Below are 17348 nucleotides of genomic sequence, written 5' to 3' on the forward strand. Positions count from 1 at the left end.
AGAAGTTACCGCAAATCAGACGCGCTCGAACGCGCCTTTCCAACGGTGAAGGTACGCCAAAACCAGCTAAAAGCCAACTCTACTCCAGCCAGCCCTGCGCCCGCATCCAGTCGTCGTTGTAGATTTTGGCCAGGTAGCGGGTGCCGTGGTCGGGCAGCACGATGACCATCGTGTCATCCTCTTGTAAGTGCTCGCGCGCGTATTCCAGCGCCCCAAACACGGCCGAGCCGCACGACCAGCCCACGAACAAGCCCTCCTCGCGGGCCAGGCGCCGCGTCATCAGGGCCGCGTCCTGGTCGGCTACTTTGATGAAGAGGTCAATCTGGTCAAAATCCACATTTTTCGGCAGAATGTCTTCCCCGATACCCTCCGTTTTGTAGGGGTATATTTCGTTGGGGTCGAAGATGCCGGTTTCCTTGTACTTTTTGAACACCGAGCCGTAAGTATCGATGCCCACGGTGACCAAGGTTGGGTTTTGCTCGCGCAAATATTTGCTCGTGCCGCAGATGGTGCCACCCGTGCCGACGCCGCAGGCAAAGTGCGTGATTTTGCCCTCGGTTTGCTGCCACAGCTCCGGGCCGGTGCCCTCGTAGTGGGCGGCGGTGTTGGAGAGGTTGTCGTACTGATTGGGGTGGAACGAGTTGGGCGTCTCGCGGGTCAGGCGCGCGGCCACCGAGTAGTAGGAGCGCGGGTCGTCGGGGGCCACATCGACGGGGCAGACCACCACCTCGGCGCCCACGGCGCGCAGGATGTCCTGCTTTTCCTTGCCCTGCTTGTCGCTCATCACAAAAATGCACTTGTAGCCCTTGGCAATGGCGGCCAGCGCCAGTCCGAAGCCAGTGTTGCCGCTCGTGCCCTCGATGATGGTGCCGCCGGGCCGCAGGCGGCCGTCCTTCTCGGCGTCGGCTATCATGCGCACGGCCATGCGGTCTTTCACCGACTGGCCGGGGTTAAAGTACTCAACCTTAGCGAGAATAGTGCCGCGAATGCCGGCCGCGACGCTGTGCAGCTTCACCAGCGGCGTCTGGCCGATGGCGTCAATTACGTGCTCGAAATACATTAATAAGCTATGGGGGTGGGATAGGCAAATGGAAAGGGCAAAGGTACGGCGCCTGGTTCCGCCGGGCCGGCTCAACGGTATTCCCTACCCCCTGCCCACCTGTTCTGTCATCCTCATCTGGCGTCCGCAAAGCGAAGGACCTTATCACCGTCGAACGACTTGCAATAATCCATTGCTTAGTGCTCGCCCTCACCTGAAAAGGTCTTTCGCTTTGCGGACGCCAGATGAGGATGACAGACGGGGTAGGCGGCACGGGGGCGAAACGGAGTTTCGCGGTACTGGTTCTACTTTTGCCCCACCAATCCCCCATCCCTACCCCCCTCCGTATGTCCGTACTCGTTCATAAAGATTCCAAAGTCATTGTGCAGGGCTTCACCGGCGCCGAGGGCTCGTTCCACGCTGGGCAGATGCTCGATTACGGCACCAACGTGGTGGGCGGCGTGACGCCCGGCAAGGGCGGCACCCAGCACTTGGAGCGGCCCGTGTTCAACACCGTGGCCGAGGCCGTCGAGAAAGCTGGCGCCGACACCAGCATCATCTTCGTGCCGCCGGCCTTTGCCGCCGACGCCATCATGGAAGCGGCCGACGCGGGCATCAAGGTCATCGTCACCATCACCGAGGGCATTCCGACCAAGGACATGATTGCGGTGAAAAACTACCTCCAGAACTTTCCCGACACCCGTATGATTGGCCCCAACTGCCCCGGCGTGATGACGGCCGGCGAGTGCAAGGTGGGCATCATGCCGGGCTTCATCTTCCAGAAAGGCAAAATCGGCATCGTCAGCAAGTCGGGCACGCTAACTTATGAGGCGGTTGACCAGCTCACCAAGGCCGGCCTGGGCCAGACCACGGCCATCGGCATCGGCGGCGACCCCATCATCGGCACCACCACTAAAGAGGCGGTGGAGCTGCTCATGAACGACCCCGAAACCGAGGGCATCGTCATGATTGGCGAAATCGGCGGTGGCATGGAAGCCGAAGCTGCCCGCTGGATTCGCGAAACCGGCAATCAAAAGCCCGTCGTGGGCTTCATCGCCGGGCAGACCGCCCCGCCCGGCCGCCGCATGGGCCACGCCGGCGCCATCGTCGGCGGTGCCGACGACACGGCCGCCGCCAAGATGGCCATCATGCGCGAGTGCGGTATCCACGTCGTGGATTCGCCGGCCGAGATTGGCGAAACCATGCTGCGCGTGCTGAACGGGTAATAGTCAGCCAGGCCTTCCTTTATTTCAACGAAAAGCCTTGGTTTACACCAGGGCTTTTTTGGCGCCTGGCATTTTATATTTGGCACCTACGTTACTTGACTCCTACCCTATTCTCTTCGCTATGTCTCGCACTGAACAACTCATTCAGGAAATCAGCCAGCTTACGGACCGTGAGGCGCAGGCTGTGTATGAGGCACTAGCACAACGCTTGGCCCCGCAAAACCGGGTCGCCCAACTCTTGGCACAGGTAAGCGGCAGCGGCGCCGGAGTCTGGGGCCTGGATGCGCAGCAGTACGTGACCGAGATTCGGGAAAATGACCGTTTCTAGCGTCTATTTTGATACTTCTCCCTTCATCTATCTGGTAGAAGGCCATTCTCAATTTGCTCCTGTGGTAGCCGCTTTCGTTCAGGAATGCGTTGCTGGCAATACCATGTTCAGCACCAGCGTGCTCACTGTTATGGAGTTTGGGGTAAAGCCTTTGCAGCTAGGCCGCACCGATTTGCTTGGAAAATTCGATGAGTTAATTCGCGAATTAAATTTTATTGTGCAGCCAATAACAGAGGAAATTGCTTTTAACGCGGCTCAGTTGCGTGCTTCGTATTCATTTTTGAAATCGCTGGATGCCCTGCACCTTGCCGCCGCTCAGAAAATGAGCTGCGAACTATTCTTGACTAACAACTGACAACTTACCCAGGTCCGTAGCATCAACGTTAGGCTTTTGACCGACATAGTTTAGTCAGCGTAATCAAATCTGTTTCTTGTCAATTTTCTACTCGGTGGCCTGCCCACCCAGGTTGATAATCAAGCCGACCTGAAACACGGAGTTGGCCGCTTTCAAGTACTTATTGCGCTTGAGGCCAATGTTTTGCCCGCTCATGAGCTGCAATTGCAGCGGGCCCGTCAGGTGCAGGCGCGTGAAGGTGATGGGCTCGAAGAACACGTTGGTGGCCGGGTCTTGCAGCTGGCCGTTAATCTTGAAGTTGGTGAGCTGCACGTGGCTCAGGCGCCAGGCCGCGCCGTAGCTCAGGGGCAGGTCGCGGCCGAAGAGGTGGACGGGGCGCTGCTTTTTCTTGGCATAGTTGACTTGCACGAAAAACTTGGTCAGCGACCCGTCGAGCTTGGTGCCGGGGACGGTGGGCGTGTCCTCGTCGGGGCGGTCTAGGCGCTGAGTGCGGCCGGCGCCGAGGCCGCCGTAGATTTCCAGCACCCGGCGGTCGGGCAGGCGGGTGAAGTAGCCCAGGGCAGCCTCGCCAAAGTCGTAGTTTTCGGTGCGGCGCTTGCGGTTGTTGTGATACGAGGAGAACGTGCCCGCCGCGGCCACATGATCAGCAAAGGCGTAGGCGCCCTGCACGGCAAAGTTGCCACGCTGATTGGTGCTTATTCCGCCGTAGAACTCGCCTTTCTGGGTGAGCAGCGAGGCCGGTGGCGGCGCCGGAAAGTAAACCGACGCGCAGCCGCTCGCGGCTAGCAAAACCAGAAATAAAAGCGGGCGGAGAGGCTTCAGCATAGAAGAAAGTGCGGATGCGTGAGAGGCCGGCAACGCCAGCAGGCGGCTTTTGTTGCGGCCTGAGTTGCCCCCTACCCCCGCTGTCTGAGTCAGGCCCGGCTACCGACCGGCCGGGCGGCGGCTTACCAGTACTTCTTGCAAAGGTTGTATAAAATCCGGTTGTCGGCCTCGCTCAACGGCAACGCGGCAGTTTCGGGAATAAAATGCCGCTTGAAAGCCCGGATGGCGGCCGGCAAGTCCCGCGTGTCGTAGCCGATGATGCGTAGGGCGTTGGCCGGGTCGAAGGGGGGTAGGGATGGGCGGTTCAAACGCGCCAGCAGCGCATCCAAAACCAAGCTGTCGGCGATGGGGACGGCGAGGCGGGGTAGGGACGGGCTGGCGGCCAGCACGATGCTGCTATCGGCGGGGGCGGCGGGCAGCGCGGGCAGCGGCCCGGCATCGTACCAGAGCCCAAAACCTCTTTCGGCCAGCCGCGGCCAGGGAAACAGGGCGCTGGGGTCGTTTTTGCGGGTTGGGGCAATATCGCCGTGACCGATAAAGTTGGCCGTGGGGATGTTATAAGCCTTTTTCAAACCAGCCAGCAGCTTCAGCAAACTAGCTACTTGCGCTTCGGCAAACGGCTCGGTGCCGTTGTTGTCCAGCTCAATGCCGATGGACGAGGAATTGATATCGGTATCGTTGCCCCACCTGGCCGCGCCGCCGTGCCAGGCCCGCAGGTAGTCGTTCAGCAGATGGTACACCCGGCCGTCGCGCCCAATCACATAGTGCGCGCTCACCTGCGTGCGGGTCAGGGTGAAGGTGCGCAGGGTCTGCGCCGTCGAATCCTGGGCCGTGTGGTGAATGATGACGAAGTTGGGCTTGCGCAGGTTGAAGTTGGTGGTGCCCACCCAGGGCTGCCCCAGCGCGAGACTATCGGCTCCCGGCGTAGGAGGGGGTAGGGAACGCAGGCTGCGGGCGTAGGCGCGCACCTGCTGCCGGTAGCTGCGGTTGGTGGCGGTGTAGGGGTTACGTTGCACGGCGCAAGCCGTGAGCAAGCTGCTGAATAGCAGCAGATAGATTTTAGGGGAAAGTTGCAAAGTGCTGGCCTTATCTTGACGGCTCAATTTGGACTGGGCTTCCTTCAACCTTACCCTTAAAAAACACATGAGCCGCGTCATCAAAATCATCTTTCTTTTAGTCGTCTCGCTTCTGCTGTTAGCAACTAGCGCTGATGCCCAAATGCGTAACACGCTGACGCCGGCAGACAAACTTTATGGGCTCTCCAAGTTCTGGCAGGAAGTGAACTACAATTTCGTTTACCTCGACAAAGTTGATGAAGCCAAGTGGGACGAGGCTTACCGCCAATTGCTGGCCTCTGTGCCGCAAACGCCTAATGACTACGCCTACTACCGCGAGCTACAGAAATTCTGTGCCTTATTAAAAGATGGGCACACCAACGTATATTTTCCGCAGGGCATCGAACAGATGACCACCAATTTCGGCGACTACCGCTTGTTTGTTCAAAATATTGATAATAAGGCCATTATTATTAGAACGAATGCAAGCAAGCAAGATGAGATTCCGGTTGGCAGCGAAATAACTGAAGTGAATGGGCAGCCCACGGCCGCTTATATCACCGAACACGTCGCCCCTTACATTTCCTCCTCAACCGACTATATCTTGAAGGATTGGGGCATCCGCGACTTACTGAAGGGCGTTGCGGGCGACACCTACAAAGTAAAAATCAAGAAACCTAAAGGAGGCATTGTTTCATTAAATCTAACCCATCAGCTAACGGAAGAAAAAGCAGTTTATCCAGAATTTGAGCCGGAAAGAGGCTTATTAGATTTCAAATGGCTACCGAACGGGGTGGCCTACGTAGCCCTGAACTCCTTCGGTAATCCTAAAATAGACAGCCTGTTCATTCAGAAGCTGCCGGAGTTGTACACGGCCAAAGGGCTGATTGTTGATTTGCGCTACAACGGCGGCGGCAATACCGAGATAGGCACTGCCATTTTAAAATACCTTACTACCGATAAACTGCTCTACAATGCCAAGAGCCGGACCCGGCAGCACGTAGCGACCTACAAAGCCTGGGGCGGCTATGTCGAGCCTAAAGACACGGTAGCAGGTAACAAGGATTGGGGCATTACTAAGCAGGAAGCTCTTAAATACTATCAGGTTGCTCACGGCAACTTTTATCAGAATTTAGACTCCGCGCCTGACACTGTAAAACTGAGCGCGAAAAGAATTATCGTGCCCACGGTAGTGCTAATTGGCCATTACACGGCGTCAGCCGCCGAGGATTTTTTGATTGCTGCGGCGCCGCAAAAGCACCTGCTGACGATGGGCGAAAACTCCTTCGGCAGCACCGGGCAGCCCCTGTCGTTTGGCCTACCTGGCGGCGGCTCCGCGCGGATTTGCACCAAGCAGGACACTTATCCCGACGGACGGGAATTTGTGGGCTACGGTATAAAGCCCGCCGTAGAGGTCAAACCTACTTTAAAGGATTACCTGGCTAAGCGAGACCCGGTTTTGATTAAAGCACTGGCGTATCTGAAAACCAAGATTCGTTAAATAGAAAAGTCCTCGCAGCATGTGCTGCGGGGACTTTTCTATTTAACGCGCAAACTCAGGCGGATGCTACTTCGCATACGCTACGGCGCGCATCTCCCGAATTACGGTGATTTTAATCTGCCCCGGATACTGCATTTCCTTCTCGATTTTCTGCGAGATTTCGTGGCTTAGCTCGGCGGCGCGGTCGTCGGTCACGTTCTCGGCGTCCACCATCACGCGCAGCTCGCGGCCGGCCTGAATGGCGAAGCACTGATTGACGCCTTTGAAGCCGTTGGCGGTTTCTTCGAGCTGCTTGAGGCGCTTGATGTAGCTCTCCATCATCTCGCGGCGGGCGCCGGGGCGCGAGCCGCTGATGGAGTCGCAGGCCTGCACCAAGGGCGAAATCATGGCCGTCATTTCCATCTCGTCGTGGTGGGCGCCGATGGCGTTCACCACGTCGGGGTGCTCCTTCCACTTCCGGGCCATGTCGGCGCCCAGGATGGCGTGGGGCAGTTCGGGTTCCTCGGTGCTGACCTTGCCGATGTCGTGCAGGAGGCCGGCGCGGCGGGCCTTCTTCACGTCGAGGCCCATCTCGGCGGCCATCGTGGCGCAGAGGTTGGCCACCTCGCGCGAGTGCTGAAGCAGGTTCTGGCCGTAGGAAGAGCGGAAACGCATCCGGCCGACCATCTTAATCAGCTCCGGGTGCAGGCCGTGGATGCCGAGGTCGATGATGGTGCGCTCGCCGATTTCAACAATTTCCTCCTCAATGTTCTTACGGGTTTTGGCCACGATTTCCTCGACGCGGGCCGGGTGAATGCGGCCGTCCTTGACGAGCAGGTGCAGCGAGAGGCGGGCAATTTCGCGGCGCACGGGGTCGAAGCCAGAGATAATGATGGCTTCGGGCGTGTCATCGACGATAAACTCAACGCCAGTGGCAGCTTCGAGGGCGCGGATGTTGCGGCCCTCGCGGCCGATAATTTTACCCTTCACGTCGTCGGACTCGATGTTGAACACCGACACGCAGTTCTCAATGGCGTGCTCCGAGGCGGTGCGCTGAATCGTTTCCAGCACAATTTTCTTCGCGTCCTTGGTGGCCGTCAGCTTGGCCTGCGCCACCGTGTCTTTCACGAACGAGCTGGCCTGAATCTGCGCCTCATTCTTGAGGCTTTCCACCAACTGCTCGCGGGCTTCGGCGGCCGTGAGATTAGCAATCGTTTCCAGCTGGCGCTGCACGCTGCTAAGCTGCTCTTCGGCTTCGGCCTGCTGGGCTTCCAGCTCGGCGAGCTTGGTTTCGTGCTGGGCGCGGCGCTTTTCTTCCTGGCTGTCCAGCTTTTCGCGCAGCTGTTGCGTGCTGGCTTCGAGCTTTTCGCGCTGCTGCTGGGTTTCAGTTTGCAGCCGGTCGCGGGTGGCGTCCAGCTCTTTTTCGCGGCGCTGAAGCTGCTCCAGCTGGCTCTGCGTGGTTTCGGTGAGCTGCTTAATGCTGCGCTCCTGCTCCACGACGCCCTGGCGGCGCTCGGTCAGTTCCTGGTCCAGGGCCTGCTTCTGGCGCTTGCTTTCCTGCTCGAATTCACTTTTGAGTTGGCGAAAACGGTCTTTGGACTGCTGAATTCGCTCGTCGCGGATGCGGGTGGCCTCGGCGTCCGCGTCGGCTAGTAGCTTTTGGGCCTTTAGTTGGGCCTGACCTTCCAGGTCTTGCCGGGCTTTGCCGGCCAGCTGCCTACCCAGCAGCACGCCTGCCACGAGGGCGACGACGGCAGCGAGCAGGCAGTATAAAATAAGTTGGGACATGAACGTATGGTTTTGGGTGAGTCAAAAACCATAGCTCAGGAGAAAAGGCCCGTCCGGATGGCGGCCCCAGCAGCGGCCAATTGCCGCACCTGGGGCTGGCCGGAGCCAACATGTAGCAAAGTGAAACTGAAGGCCTTACGCCGCCAGCACCACTCCTGAAAGCAGCCCGTCGAGACGGGTCAGCCGCTCGGTCAGCGCCGCGTCGGTGCCATCCTTTTCCTTGCTGACCCGCAACTGGTCAGCCATTGTGGCGAGGGCAACCATCGCCAGCAGGTCCTGTTTGTCCTGAATGCCGTACTGCTCGCGAAACTCGCGCAGCCGCTCGCTGAGCTGCCGGCCAGCTAGGCGCAGGCGCTCCTCATCGGCCACGTCCACGCGCATGGGATAGTCGCGCTCAGCAATTCGGATTTTGATGGACAACTCGCTCATAAGGCGGGGGTAGGGACGGCCGGCTAGCGTTAGAAATCAGACGGTAAAAGCTTCAGGAAAAAATAGTATTTGTCTTATTCTTAGTGACTTCGGGACGGCCCTTTACCAAAGGAAAGTTTATTCTTTCAAATAGGAAAGGCACTTATCTAGCTCGCGGATGTACTCGTTGAGGCGTTGTTTCAGCTCGTTGGCGTGGGTGGGGTCCCCCGCTATGGTTTGTACAAGTTTAACAATATTTTCTTCATTTTGATACTCCTTCACCTGCCGGTCGCGCTCGCGGATGTCGGCGCGCAGCTGCTGCACGGTGGTGTTAGCGTCGGCCAGGTCTTCGCGCAACTGCTGATAGGCAGCCACTAAGGTCGTTACCTGCCGTTCGAGGCGGTCGAGTTGGGCAAGCTGCTGGGAGGAGGCCACGGCGGGAAATAAACTTGTTGCGGTGGCGAATGTAGGGCGCAAGCGGGGGTTTGGCGACGTGCGGGGGGGTAGGCGGCGCGGATGTCATTTCCCGCAGAGGGCACAGAGGCAGGCGCGGAGGTTCGCTGAGCGCGCACGTCTTCTTATGACGTCGTTTACCCGGCCTCGAACACAAACGACACGAGGCGCGGCGGCGTGGCTCGCTCGTGCTCATCAAACCACTCGCGCAGCTGCTGGCAGCGCAGGCCGTAGCGGCGGGCGCTTTCGGTGAAGTCGGAGACGTGGTGCACGTAGGTTTCCGGCTCCACTACGCCACCCGGCGCGGCGAAGCGGGCCTTGCTGCCGAGGTATTGCTTGAAGGGGTGCAGCTCGCCGAGGTAGAAGAGGCCGCCGGGGCGCAGCGCCTGCCGGACCTGAGCGAAGATAAAATCCAGGTTTTGGATGTGCTCCAGAACTAGGCTGCACGTGATGACATCAACTGGCGTGGGCACGAAAAACCAGGGCTGGGTGATGTCAGCCTGCGCAAAATTAACGGGCGGCTGGTGGCCGGCCAGCTGGTTTTGCGCCTGACGGAGCATTTCGGCCGAGAAATCGACGGCCGTGAGGTGGGTGGCCCGCTCGGCCAGCCAGGCGGTGTTTTTGCCGGTGCCGCAGCCCAGCTCCAGCACGTTGCCGAGCGCGGAGGGGGGTAGGGATTCGCGCAGGGCGCGGGCTTCGAGGTCACGGGTTTGGTTGACGACGGTGTCGTAGCTGGCGGCCCATTGGTTGTAGGCTTCGGCGATGGTCATGGGGGTAGGGATTTAGCGAAGGCGTCTGTCATTGTGAATCGTCTGTCCTGCTGAGCCCCGCGAAGCATCCTATCACACCTCAACGAGTAGTATTCACTTGATTACTGCCTTGTTTGGACGTGGTAGGATGCTTCGCGGGGCTCAGCAGGACAGCCGTTTTTAGGAACGTTGTTCAACAAGAAAACGGGCAGCTGGCCTGACGCTAGCTGCCCGTTTTCTTGTTGCTAAGAGCGCTGCTTATTTCCCAGCTTTAGTTTTAGTCTTCACCTTCATCCCGTCCGACTTTGACTTGGCTTTATCGTCCGCAACGGGGGTAGGGGCCGCGGTAGCCGAGGCGGCGGTCACGCGGTTGCCTTCCAAATCCAGCTCCACCACTTCGTAGCCCAGCTCGCCCAGCGAGGGCATCACCTTGGCGCGGTCGCCGACCACGACGACGTACATCTGGCTGGCGGGCAGCGTTTTGCGGGCGGCGGCCTGCACGTCTTCCTTGGTCAGCTTCTTCAGGATTTGCTGCTGCTCATCCACGAACGTGGGCGCGAGGTTGTACTCGACGAGGCGGCTGAGGAAGGCGGCTTTCTGCTGGCCGGTTTCGTACTTGAGGGCATCGCTCTGGCCGATGGAGGTTTGCAAAAAGGCCAGCTCCTCATCGGAAATGCCGTTGGAGTAGTTCGTGATTTCGCTCATAAACTCCTTCACCGACGGGGCCGTGGCATCGGCGCGCACGCCGGCGCGGGCCGTGAACGGGCCGGGGTAGGCGCTGCTGCGGAAGCCGGTGAAGGCGCCGTAGGTGTAGCCCTTGTTTTCGCGCAGGTTCAGGTTGACGCGCGAGTTGAAGGCGCCGCCGAGCAGGTAGTTGGCCAGACCGGCGCGGTAGTAGTCGCCGGTGGCGTCGAAAGGCAAACCCGTGAGGTAGCCGACGCGAATTTCCGACTGCGCAGCGGCCTCTTTGTTCACAAAGTAGATGCGGGTTTTGTCGGGCTGGGTAGCGGCCACGGCGGGGGGTAGGGAAACCGGCTTCTGGGCCCAGGTTTTCAGGAAGCCGAGCTGGGGCGTGAGCGCGGCCTGGTCCACGTCGCCCACCACCGTGAGGAAGCTCACGTTGGGCGCGTAGCTCTGCTGGTAAAATTGCTTCACGTCGTTCAGGGTCAGGCTGTTGGCGGTGGCCATCGTGCCGCTCGTGGGAATGCGCATCACGTCCGATTCGCCGTAGAGCAGGCGGGCGTAGGTTTTATCGGCGATGGTGACGGGCTGGGTATTCTGGTTGGCAATCAGCTCCAGCGTCTGCTTCTTAAGGCGCTCAAAATCATTCGGGTCGAAGCGCGGACGCAACAGGCGCTCTTCCAGCAGCGCCAGCGTGGCGGGCAGGTTCTGAGTCAGGCTCTGCACGTAGACCGTGGTGCGGTCCTCGCCGCCGCTCACCTGCACGGTGCTGCCGAGCTTGTCCAGCTCGGCCGCGAACTCCTCGCTGGTGTACTTCTGCGAGCCCTCATTCAGCATGGAGGCGGTGAGGGCGGCCACGCCAGCCTTGCCGGGGTTGGCCTGTTCCAGCCGGTGCCCGCCCTTGATGGTGAGCAGCATGGTCACGGCCGGCACTTCGGTGTTGCGGGTGCCAATGATTTTCAGGCCGTTATCCAGCGAGGCCTGGTAGAGCGCGGGCACTTTGATGACCGGGTTGGCGCCGGCGGCAGGCTGCTTGCCGCGGTCGAAGGTGTCCGTCGCCTTGGCGTATTTGAGGCCCGCGTAACCGTAGTCGGGCTCCTTGTAGCCGGCTTTGGCTATGGTGTAGTTGTCGGCCTTGGCGGGCTTCACGTCGCCGGTTTTGGGCAGCACGCTCAGGATGACGGCCTTTTTGCCGCGCAAATACTGGTCGTAGACGCGCTGCACGTCGGCCTTGGTCAGGGCCTTGAGGCGGCGCTGCTCGACGGCAATATAATTAGGATTGCCAAAGAAGGTTTGGTTGGCCGCGAGCTGGCTGACCTTGCCGCTCACGCTGGCCAGGCCGTTCACGGTCTGGGCCTGGGTCTGGGCCTTGAAGCGCGTCAGGTCATCATCGGTCACACCGCGCTTTTCAAATTCGGCCATCGTGTTGCGGGCAATGATTTCGAGGCTGTCGAGGCTTTTGCCCGGAAATGGCAGCGCGATAAACGTCAGCTCGCCGCTCAACTCCGTATTTTGCTGATACACCTGGGCCTGCACGGCCTTCTGGTTTTTCACCAGGTTCTTATAAATCAGCGAGTTCTTGCCGCCGCCCAGGATTTCGGCCAGCGCATCCAGCGGCATTTCGTCGGCGTGCCCGCGGGGCACGGTTGGAAACACCATCTGCATCATCGGAAAGCGCACGTTGTCGGAGTAGCTCACGTAGCGGTCCTGGCTGAGCTTGGGCGTGGGCAAGCGGGTAGGCGTCACGGCCGGACCGCGCTTAATAGGGCCGTAGTATTTCTCCACCAGCTTCACGACCTGAGCCGGCTGCACGTCGCCGCCCACAGTGAGCGTGGCGTTGTTCGGGCCGTACCAGCGCAAAAAGAAGTTCTTCAAATCCTGCACATCGGAGCGGTCGAGGTCTTCCAAATAGCCGATAGTGAGCCAGGAATAGGGGTGCCCGTAGGGGTAGAGCGTCTTGGCCACGTATTCGCTGGCCAGGCCGTAGGGGCGGTTGTCGTAATTCTGGCCGCGCTCATTTTTCACCGTCGAGCGCTGAATCTCAAACTTTTTCTGGCTGACCGCGTCGAGCAGAAAGCCCATGCGGTCGGCTTCGAGCCAGAGGCCGGTTTCGAGCTGGTTGCTGGGCAGCGTCTCGTAATAGTTGGTGCGGTCGCGGTTCGTGCTGCCGTTGAGGTCGCCACCAGCGGCCGTCACGAGCTTGAAGTGCTGCTGGTCGCCGACGTGGTCGGAGCCCTGAAACATCATGTGCTCGAAGAAGTGGGCGAAGCCCGACTTGCCAATCTGCTCCCGCGCCGAGCCCACGTGATACGTCACATCGACGTGCACGAGCGGGTCGGAGTGGTCCTCACTCACGACCAAGGTCAACCCATTGGGCAGCACGTATTTCTCATACGGGATGACCAGCTCGCCGGGCTTGCGGGTCACTTTCTCCACCAGCTTGGTGCCGTAGGGCGTGGTCATCAGCGCTTTGGCCGGGCCGGGGAGGGTAGGGCCTTTCGCGGCGGGCTTGGCCGCCGTTCTAGCGGCCGGCTTTTGCTGGGCGACGGCGGGCGCCGCGGCCAGCAGCGCCGCGCACAGCAGCGGTAAACCTAGAGGCTTCATAAACAGAAGGAAAAGGTGAAAAAGGTGGATAATCCAAATCAGACCGCAACTTAGCCACGCGGGCCTGATTGCAGCGCTCAGCTAAGGATGCGCCCGGCCCGGCGGCGTTGCAGCGGGCGCGGCGACCGCGAAGCAGTTCCTGGTCCGGGCGGTCGGACCAGGAACTGCCTTGCCACCGGCGCAGCTTGCCGACGCGCCCATCCTACATCGCTCCTTCGGCTCCGGTATTACGGCTTACCCTACTTTGCCTTGTCCACTTCCCTACCCCCCTAGTCCCGCCGCAGCCACTGCCGCACGTCCACCAGCGGGTTGGGGTAATCGACGCCTAGCCGCACGCCGAAGCGCCGCTGCTCGTCGTTGCTGAGCAGGCCCACGGAGTGAATTTTATCGGCCGGCACCTGCGCCAGCTCCGGCAGCCAGTGCTTCACGTACTCGCCCTGCGGGTCGTAGTTGGTGGCTTGCTTGAGGATGTTGAAGTAGCGGTTTTCGCGCGGGTCGTTGCCCACGCCGGCCACGTAGAGCCAGTTGCCCCAGTTCGAGCACACGTCGTAGTCCAGCACCTGGCTCTCAAACCAGGCCGCGCCCTGGCGCCAGTCTAGGCGCAGCTCCTGCACCAGGAACTTAGCCACGTTCTGCCGCCCACGGTTGCTCATAAAGCCCGTGGCGAGCAGCTCGCGCATGTTGGCGTCGATGAGCGGGACGCCGGTCTGGCCCAGCCGCCACTGCTCGAAGACGGCCTCGGCGCCCTTGCTGCGGCCGTTTTTGGCGCGCTTATCGGGGCGCCCGCCCGCCGCCGGGTCCTGGCTTTTGAGGCCGCGCCGCTGGAAAATCCGGTTGCCGAACTTCAGGCCCACGAAGCGGAAGTAGTCGCGCCAGTACAGCTCGAAGATGAGCCAGTAGGTGGACTCATTCTGGGTGCGCTCGGCCTCGTAGCGCCGCACTTCCTCGTAGATGTAGCGCGGCGAGAGGCAGCCGTTGGCCAGCCAGGCCGAGAACTTGGACGAGTAGTCTAGGCCCAGCATCCCGTTGCGGGTTTCCTTATAGGTTTTGAGCAGGTCCTTGGTCCAGAAGTAATCGTACAGCCGCTGGCGCGCCTCGTCCTCGCCGCCCCGGAAGGCGGGCTGCCCGCCGCCGGCAGCTACCGCCGGGAGGTCGCCCAGGGGCGTGGTTTCGGCAAACACCAGATTGGAGGGGGTAGGAAAAGTCGCCTGAATCTGGGCGAACTTCTCCACCTTGTTCTTGAACTGCGTGAACACGTCGGGCAGGTCGCGCACCTTCATGGGCAGGTCATCGACGTGGATGAGCGTGGATTGCCAGAACACCAGCAGCTCCCGGCCGCTGGCCTTGAGCCGCTCTTCGAGGCGGGTTTCTACGGCCAGCTCCTCACTCGTGATTTCCTCCGAAGCGTAGACCGCCTCAGCCCCCAGCTCCTGGGCCAGCTGCGGAATAATATCCTCCGGCAAGCCGGTTCGGACCAGCAGATTGGACCCGATTTTTTGCAGGTTAACCCGCAGATTCTCGACCGATTCCCGCAGAAACTGCTGGCGCAGCGGCCCGGTTTTCAGGAAACCCAGCTGGTAGTCGGCGAAAGCGCGCGGGTCGAAAATGTACACCGGCACCACCTGCGCCGTCTTTTCGGCGGCCCGGTGCAGGGCTTCGTGGTCATGGACGCGCAGGTCGTTGCGGTACCAAAGAATAATCTTCATATGAGTTGTCGGGCAAGGTCCCCGGATGGGGTCAAACCAACCGGCCGGCGACAGGTATGGTTTCGGCCGCTGCCCACAAATGCGAGAAACAAATCTCACTGGCGACAACCGCCACACGGGCCGCCGGCCCGAATGCCCGCGGCCCGCCCTCCTCATCCCTACCCCCCCTCCTACCGCCGAATGATGGCACTGGCCTGCTTTTCAAACTGTCCTATCAGGCGCTCCATCACCTGGTCGATGGCTTGGTCAGTGAGCGTCTGCGTGGGGTCTTGCAGGGTGAAGCTGACCGAGTACGACTTCTTGCCCGCGCCGAGGTTATCGCCCTGGTACACATCAAACGCGTTCACCGCTTGCAGCAGCTTGCGCTCGGTGCGCTGGGCAATCTGGCGCAGCTGCTCGAAGCTCACGCCCTGGTCCACGACCAGCGAGAGGTCGCGGCGCACCTCCGGGAACCTGGGCAGCTCGCGGGCGGCGAGGCGGTTTTTGTACTTGGCGCTGAGCCAGTCCCAGTCCAGCTCGGCATACCAGACGGGCTGGCCCACGTCGAGGCGCTTGAGCAGGGCCGGGGCCACGGCGCCGAGGCGCGCGACGGGCTGATTCTGAGCCGCGAGCGTGAGGCCACCGGCTAAATATTCATGCTCGACGGGCTGCGGCGCGGGCTGCGGGTGGCCGAGCAGAGCCAGCACCTGCTGGGCGGCGCCGGCCAGGTCGTGGAACGTGGTTTTTTGGGCCTTGTGCTGCCAGGTTTCGGCCGTGGCGCTGCCGGTCAGGTAAAGGGCCAGCACGTTCCGCTCCTGGTGCGTGCCGTCGGGCTGCTGGTGATAAGTTTTGCCGAACTCGTAGAGCTTCAAGTCTTTCTGGCGGCGGTTGAGGTTGTGGCGAATGACCTCCAGGCCCGAATGCAGCAGCGTGGGCCGCAGCACGTTCAGGTCAATGCTGTTGTAGTTGAGGATGCGCACCAGCCCGGCAGCAGGCGCGGCCTCGGTCTCGAAGTAGCGCGAGTTGGTGAGCGAGTTGGTCAGAATTTCCGAGAAGCCCATGCCCGTGAGCTGCCGGGCCGTGTTCTGGCGCAGGATTTCCGGGTCGGGATTAGGAAACGGCGCCAGGTAGGACGCCGCGTTGTGCGGGCGCAGGGCCACGTGGTTGTAGCCGTAGATGCGCAGGATTTCCTCGATTACATCGGCCTCGCGGGTCACGTCCACCTTGTGCGGCGGCACGGCGAGCAGCCAGGTTGCACTGCCATCAGCTTCGCTTATTTCCTCGCTGATAAGAATATCCAAGTCGGTCAGAATCTGCCGGATGCGCTCCGGCGCGATGTACTGGCCCACGAGCCGCTCGACGCGCGGCAGGCGTAGGCGCACGGCGGCGGGCGCAATCGGCGCCGGATACTCGTCCACCACGGGCGCGGCCACGCGGGCACCGGCCACTTCCCGGAGCAGCAGCGCCGCCCGGCGCAGCGCCACGGGCACCATGTGCGGGTCGGTGCCGCGCTCGAAGCGGAAGGAGGCGTCGGTCTTCAGGCCGTGGGTCTGGCCGGTGCGGCGCACGGCGGCCGGCGCGAAGTAGGCGCTTTCCAGAAACACGCGGGTGGTTATTTCTGTCACACCGGAGGTTTTGCCGCCGAACACGCCGGCCAGGGCCAGCGGCTGGCCGTTAGCATCGGCAATGATTAAATCTTCGGGTTTGAGCGCGCGCTCGGTGCCGTCGAGCGTCACGAGCTTGTCCCCTACCCCCGCCCGTTTCACCCGCACGCCGTGGCCGGCAAGCTGGTCGGCGTCGAAGGCGTGCAGCGGCTGACCCAGCTCGTGGAGCACGAAGTTGGTCACGTCCACTACGTTGTTGATGGGCGAGAGGCCGATGCTGCGCAGGCGCTTTTGCAGCCACTCCGGCGAGGGCCCTACCCCCACGTTATTGAGCAGCAGGCCCGCGTAGCGCGGGCAGGCCGCCGGGTCCTCAATCATGACGCTGATGTTCTCACCGGCCGCTTCCCTACCCCCCTCCGGCGCGCTGAAGCTACTCACATCGGGCAAGTGGCAGGGCTGGCCGAGCAATGCGCGCAGTTCGCGGGCCACGCCGTAGTGCGAGGCGGCGTCGGCGCGGTTGGGTGTGAGGCCGATTTCAAACACCGTGTCGGCGCCCACCCCGAAGTAGTCGGCGGCCGGCGTGCCGTCGGGCAAATCGGTTTCCAGCACCATGATGCCCGCGTGCGAGGTGCCGAGGCCAATTTCATCCTCGGCGCAAATCATGCCCTCGGAGGCCGCCCCGCGGATTTTCGACTTCTTAATCTTGAACGGCTCGCCCTGCGTGGGATGAAGCATCGCACCTTCCAAGGCCACCACCACGCGCTGCCCGGCCGCCACGTTGGGCGCCCCGCACACGATTTGGCGGGGTAGGCCGGCCGGGTCGCCCACGCCCACGGTGGTCAGGCTGAGCTTGTCGGCGTCGGGGTGCTTCTGGCAGGTCAGTACCGTGCCCAGCACCACGCCGCGCAGGCCGCCGGGCAAGCTTTCCAGCTCTTCCAGACTTTCCACTTCCAGGCCCGAGGCGGTGAGCAGCTGCCCGATTTCAGCGGCAGATTTGTCGGTGGAAATCAGCGTTTTGAGCCAGTCGAAAGAAATACGCATCGGTCAATTATCAGTGAGCAGTGAACA

The 17348-nt window shown here is 61.1% G+C and carries 13 protein-coding genes and 1 pseudogene; 4 read left to right on the forward strand and 10 right to left on the reverse strand.

Features of this window, described 5'->3' with window-relative positions:
- Nucleotides 1-82: 82 nt before the first annotated feature.
- Nucleotides 83-1060 (reverse strand): annotated as a pseudogene (locus tag ACFE70_RS04495) (PLP-dependent cysteine synthase family protein); the annotation flags it as partial.
- 326 nt (nucleotides 1061-1386) lie between these two features.
- Between ACFE70_RS04495 and sucD the strand changes: the two are divergent.
- From sucD to ACFE70_RS04510, 3 genes are all read left to right on the forward strand, one after another.
- Nucleotides 1387-2265, forward strand: a complete 879-nt coding sequence (gene sucD / locus ACFE70_RS04500) for a succinate--CoA ligase subunit alpha (RefSeq protein ID WP_375416523.1) — start codon at nucleotides 1387-1389, stop codon at nucleotides 2263-2265.
- Nucleotides 2266-2386: 121 nt separating this feature from the next.
- A complete protein-coding gene (locus tag ACFE70_RS04505; RefSeq protein ID WP_375416524.1) occupies nucleotides 2387-2593 on the forward strand; it encodes a hypothetical protein in 207 nt (68 codons plus the stop codon).
- Nucleotides 2580-2948, forward strand: coding sequence for a type II toxin-antitoxin system VapC family toxin (locus ACFE70_RS04510; protein WP_375416525.1), 369 nt, complete (start codon nucleotides 2580-2582; stop codon nucleotides 2946-2948). Before ACFE70_RS04505 ends, ACFE70_RS04510 begins: the two co-directional genes overlap by 14 nt.
- An 87-nt stretch (nucleotides 2949-3035) precedes the next feature.
- Here the strand turns inward: ACFE70_RS04510 and ACFE70_RS04515 are convergent, their stop codons facing one another.
- Together ACFE70_RS04515 and ACFE70_RS04520 are read right to left on the reverse strand one after the other, a co-directional pair.
- Nucleotides 3036-3773 (reverse strand): hypothetical protein, encoded by a 738-nt coding sequence (locus ACFE70_RS04515; protein ID WP_375416526.1) that lies wholly within the window; start codon nucleotides 3771-3773, stop codon nucleotides 3036-3038.
- Between the two features lie 122 nt (nucleotides 3774-3895).
- Complete coding sequence (locus tag ACFE70_RS04520) at nucleotides 3896-4789, reverse strand: N-acetylmuramoyl-L-alanine amidase (RefSeq protein ID WP_375416527.1); 894 nt, start codon at nucleotides 4787-4789, stop codon at nucleotides 3896-3898.
- Between the two features lie 127 nt (nucleotides 4790-4916).
- Here ACFE70_RS04520 and ACFE70_RS04525 point away from each other — a divergent pair, with 127 nt between their 5' ends.
- Nucleotides 4917-6329, forward strand: a complete 1413-nt coding sequence (locus tag ACFE70_RS04525) for a S41 family peptidase (protein WP_375416528.1) — start codon at nucleotides 4917-4919, stop codon at nucleotides 6327-6329.
- Nucleotides 6330-6395: 66 nt separating this feature from the next.
- Here ACFE70_RS04525 and rny read toward each other — a convergent pair whose 3' ends face one another.
- From rny to pheT, 7 genes are all read right to left on the reverse strand, one after another.
- Nucleotides 6396-8096 (reverse strand): ribonuclease Y, encoded by a 1701-nt coding sequence (gene rny, locus ACFE70_RS04530; protein ID WP_375416529.1) that lies wholly within the window; start codon nucleotides 8094-8096, stop codon nucleotides 6396-6398.
- 135 nt (nucleotides 8097-8231) lie between these two features.
- The gene (locus ACFE70_RS04535) at nucleotides 8232-8525 is read right to left on the reverse strand and encodes a cell division protein ZapA (protein WP_375416530.1); all 294 of its coding nucleotides are present in this window, start codon (nucleotides 8523-8525) and stop codon (nucleotides 8232-8234) included.
- A gap of 117 nt (nucleotides 8526-8642) precedes the next feature.
- The gene (locus tag ACFE70_RS04540) at nucleotides 8643-8981 is read right to left on the reverse strand and encodes a hypothetical protein (protein WP_375416531.1); all 339 of its coding nucleotides are present in this window, start codon (nucleotides 8979-8981) and stop codon (nucleotides 8643-8645) included.
- 113 nt (nucleotides 8982-9094) lie between these two features.
- Entirely contained in the window at nucleotides 9095-9727 is a 633-nt protein-coding gene (locus ACFE70_RS04545; protein WP_375416532.1) for a class I SAM-dependent methyltransferase, read from the reverse strand.
- 237 nt (nucleotides 9728-9964) lie between these two features.
- A complete protein-coding gene (locus tag ACFE70_RS04550) occupies nucleotides 9965-12991 on the reverse strand; it encodes a M16 family metallopeptidase (protein ID WP_375416533.1) in 3027 nt (1008 codons plus the stop codon).
- A 269-nt stretch (nucleotides 12992-13260) separates the two neighbouring features.
- Nucleotides 13261-14697 (reverse strand): DASH family cryptochrome, encoded by a 1437-nt coding sequence (locus ACFE70_RS04555; RefSeq protein WP_375416534.1) that lies wholly within the window; start codon nucleotides 14695-14697, stop codon nucleotides 13261-13263.
- A 170-nt stretch (nucleotides 14698-14867) separates the two neighbouring features.
- Complete coding sequence (pheT, locus tag ACFE70_RS04560; RefSeq protein ID WP_375416535.1) at nucleotides 14868-17321, reverse strand: phenylalanine--tRNA ligase subunit beta; 2454 nt, start codon at nucleotides 17319-17321, stop codon at nucleotides 14868-14870.
- Nucleotides 17322-17348 lie beyond the last annotated feature (27 nt).

The sequence above is a fragment of the uncultured Hymenobacter sp. genome, from assembly GCF_964243305.1.
Classification (GTDB): domain Bacteria; phylum Bacteroidota; class Bacteroidia; order Cytophagales; family Hymenobacteraceae; genus Hymenobacter.

Excerpts from the sequence above, each read along its gene's own strand:
- pheT (WP_375416535.1), bottom strand. The coding sequence starts at position 17,321 with ATGCGTATTTCTTTCGACTGGCTCAAAACGCTGATTTCCACCGACAAA.
- ACFE70_RS04510 (WP_375416525.1), top strand. The coding sequence starts at position 2,580 with ATGACCGTTTCTAGCGTCTATTTTGATACTTCTCCCTTCATCTATCTG.
- ACFE70_RS04550 (WP_375416533.1), bottom strand. The coding sequence starts at position 12,991 with ATGAAGCCTCTAGGTTTACCGCTGCTGTGCGCGGCGCTGCTGGCCGCG.
- ACFE70_RS04535 (WP_375416530.1), bottom strand. The coding sequence starts at position 8,525 with ATGAGCGAGTTGTCCATCAAAATCCGAATTGCTGAGCGCGACTATCCC.
- ACFE70_RS04555 (WP_375416534.1), bottom strand. The coding sequence starts at position 14,697 with ATGAAGATTATTCTTTGGTACCGCAACGACCTGCGCGTCCATGACCAC.
- ACFE70_RS04515 (WP_375416526.1), bottom strand. The coding sequence starts at position 3,773 with ATGCTGAAGCCTCTCCGCCCGCTTTTATTTCTGGTTTTGCTAGCCGCG.
- ACFE70_RS04505 (WP_375416524.1), top strand. The coding sequence starts at position 2,387 with ATGTCTCGCACTGAACAACTCATTCAGGAAATCAGCCAGCTTACGGAC.
- sucD (WP_375416523.1), top strand. The coding sequence starts at position 1,387 with ATGTCCGTACTCGTTCATAAAGATTCCAAAGTCATTGTGCAGGGCTTC.
- rny (WP_375416529.1), bottom strand. The coding sequence starts at position 8,096 with ATGTCCCAACTTATTTTATACTGCCTGCTCGCTGCCGTCGTCGCCCTC.
- ACFE70_RS04525 (WP_375416528.1), top strand. The coding sequence starts at position 4,917 with ATGAGCCGCGTCATCAAAATCATCTTTCTTTTAGTCGTCTCGCTTCTG.
- ACFE70_RS04545 (WP_375416532.1), bottom strand. The coding sequence starts at position 9,727 with ATGACCATCGCCGAAGCCTACAACCAATGGGCCGCCAGCTACGACACC.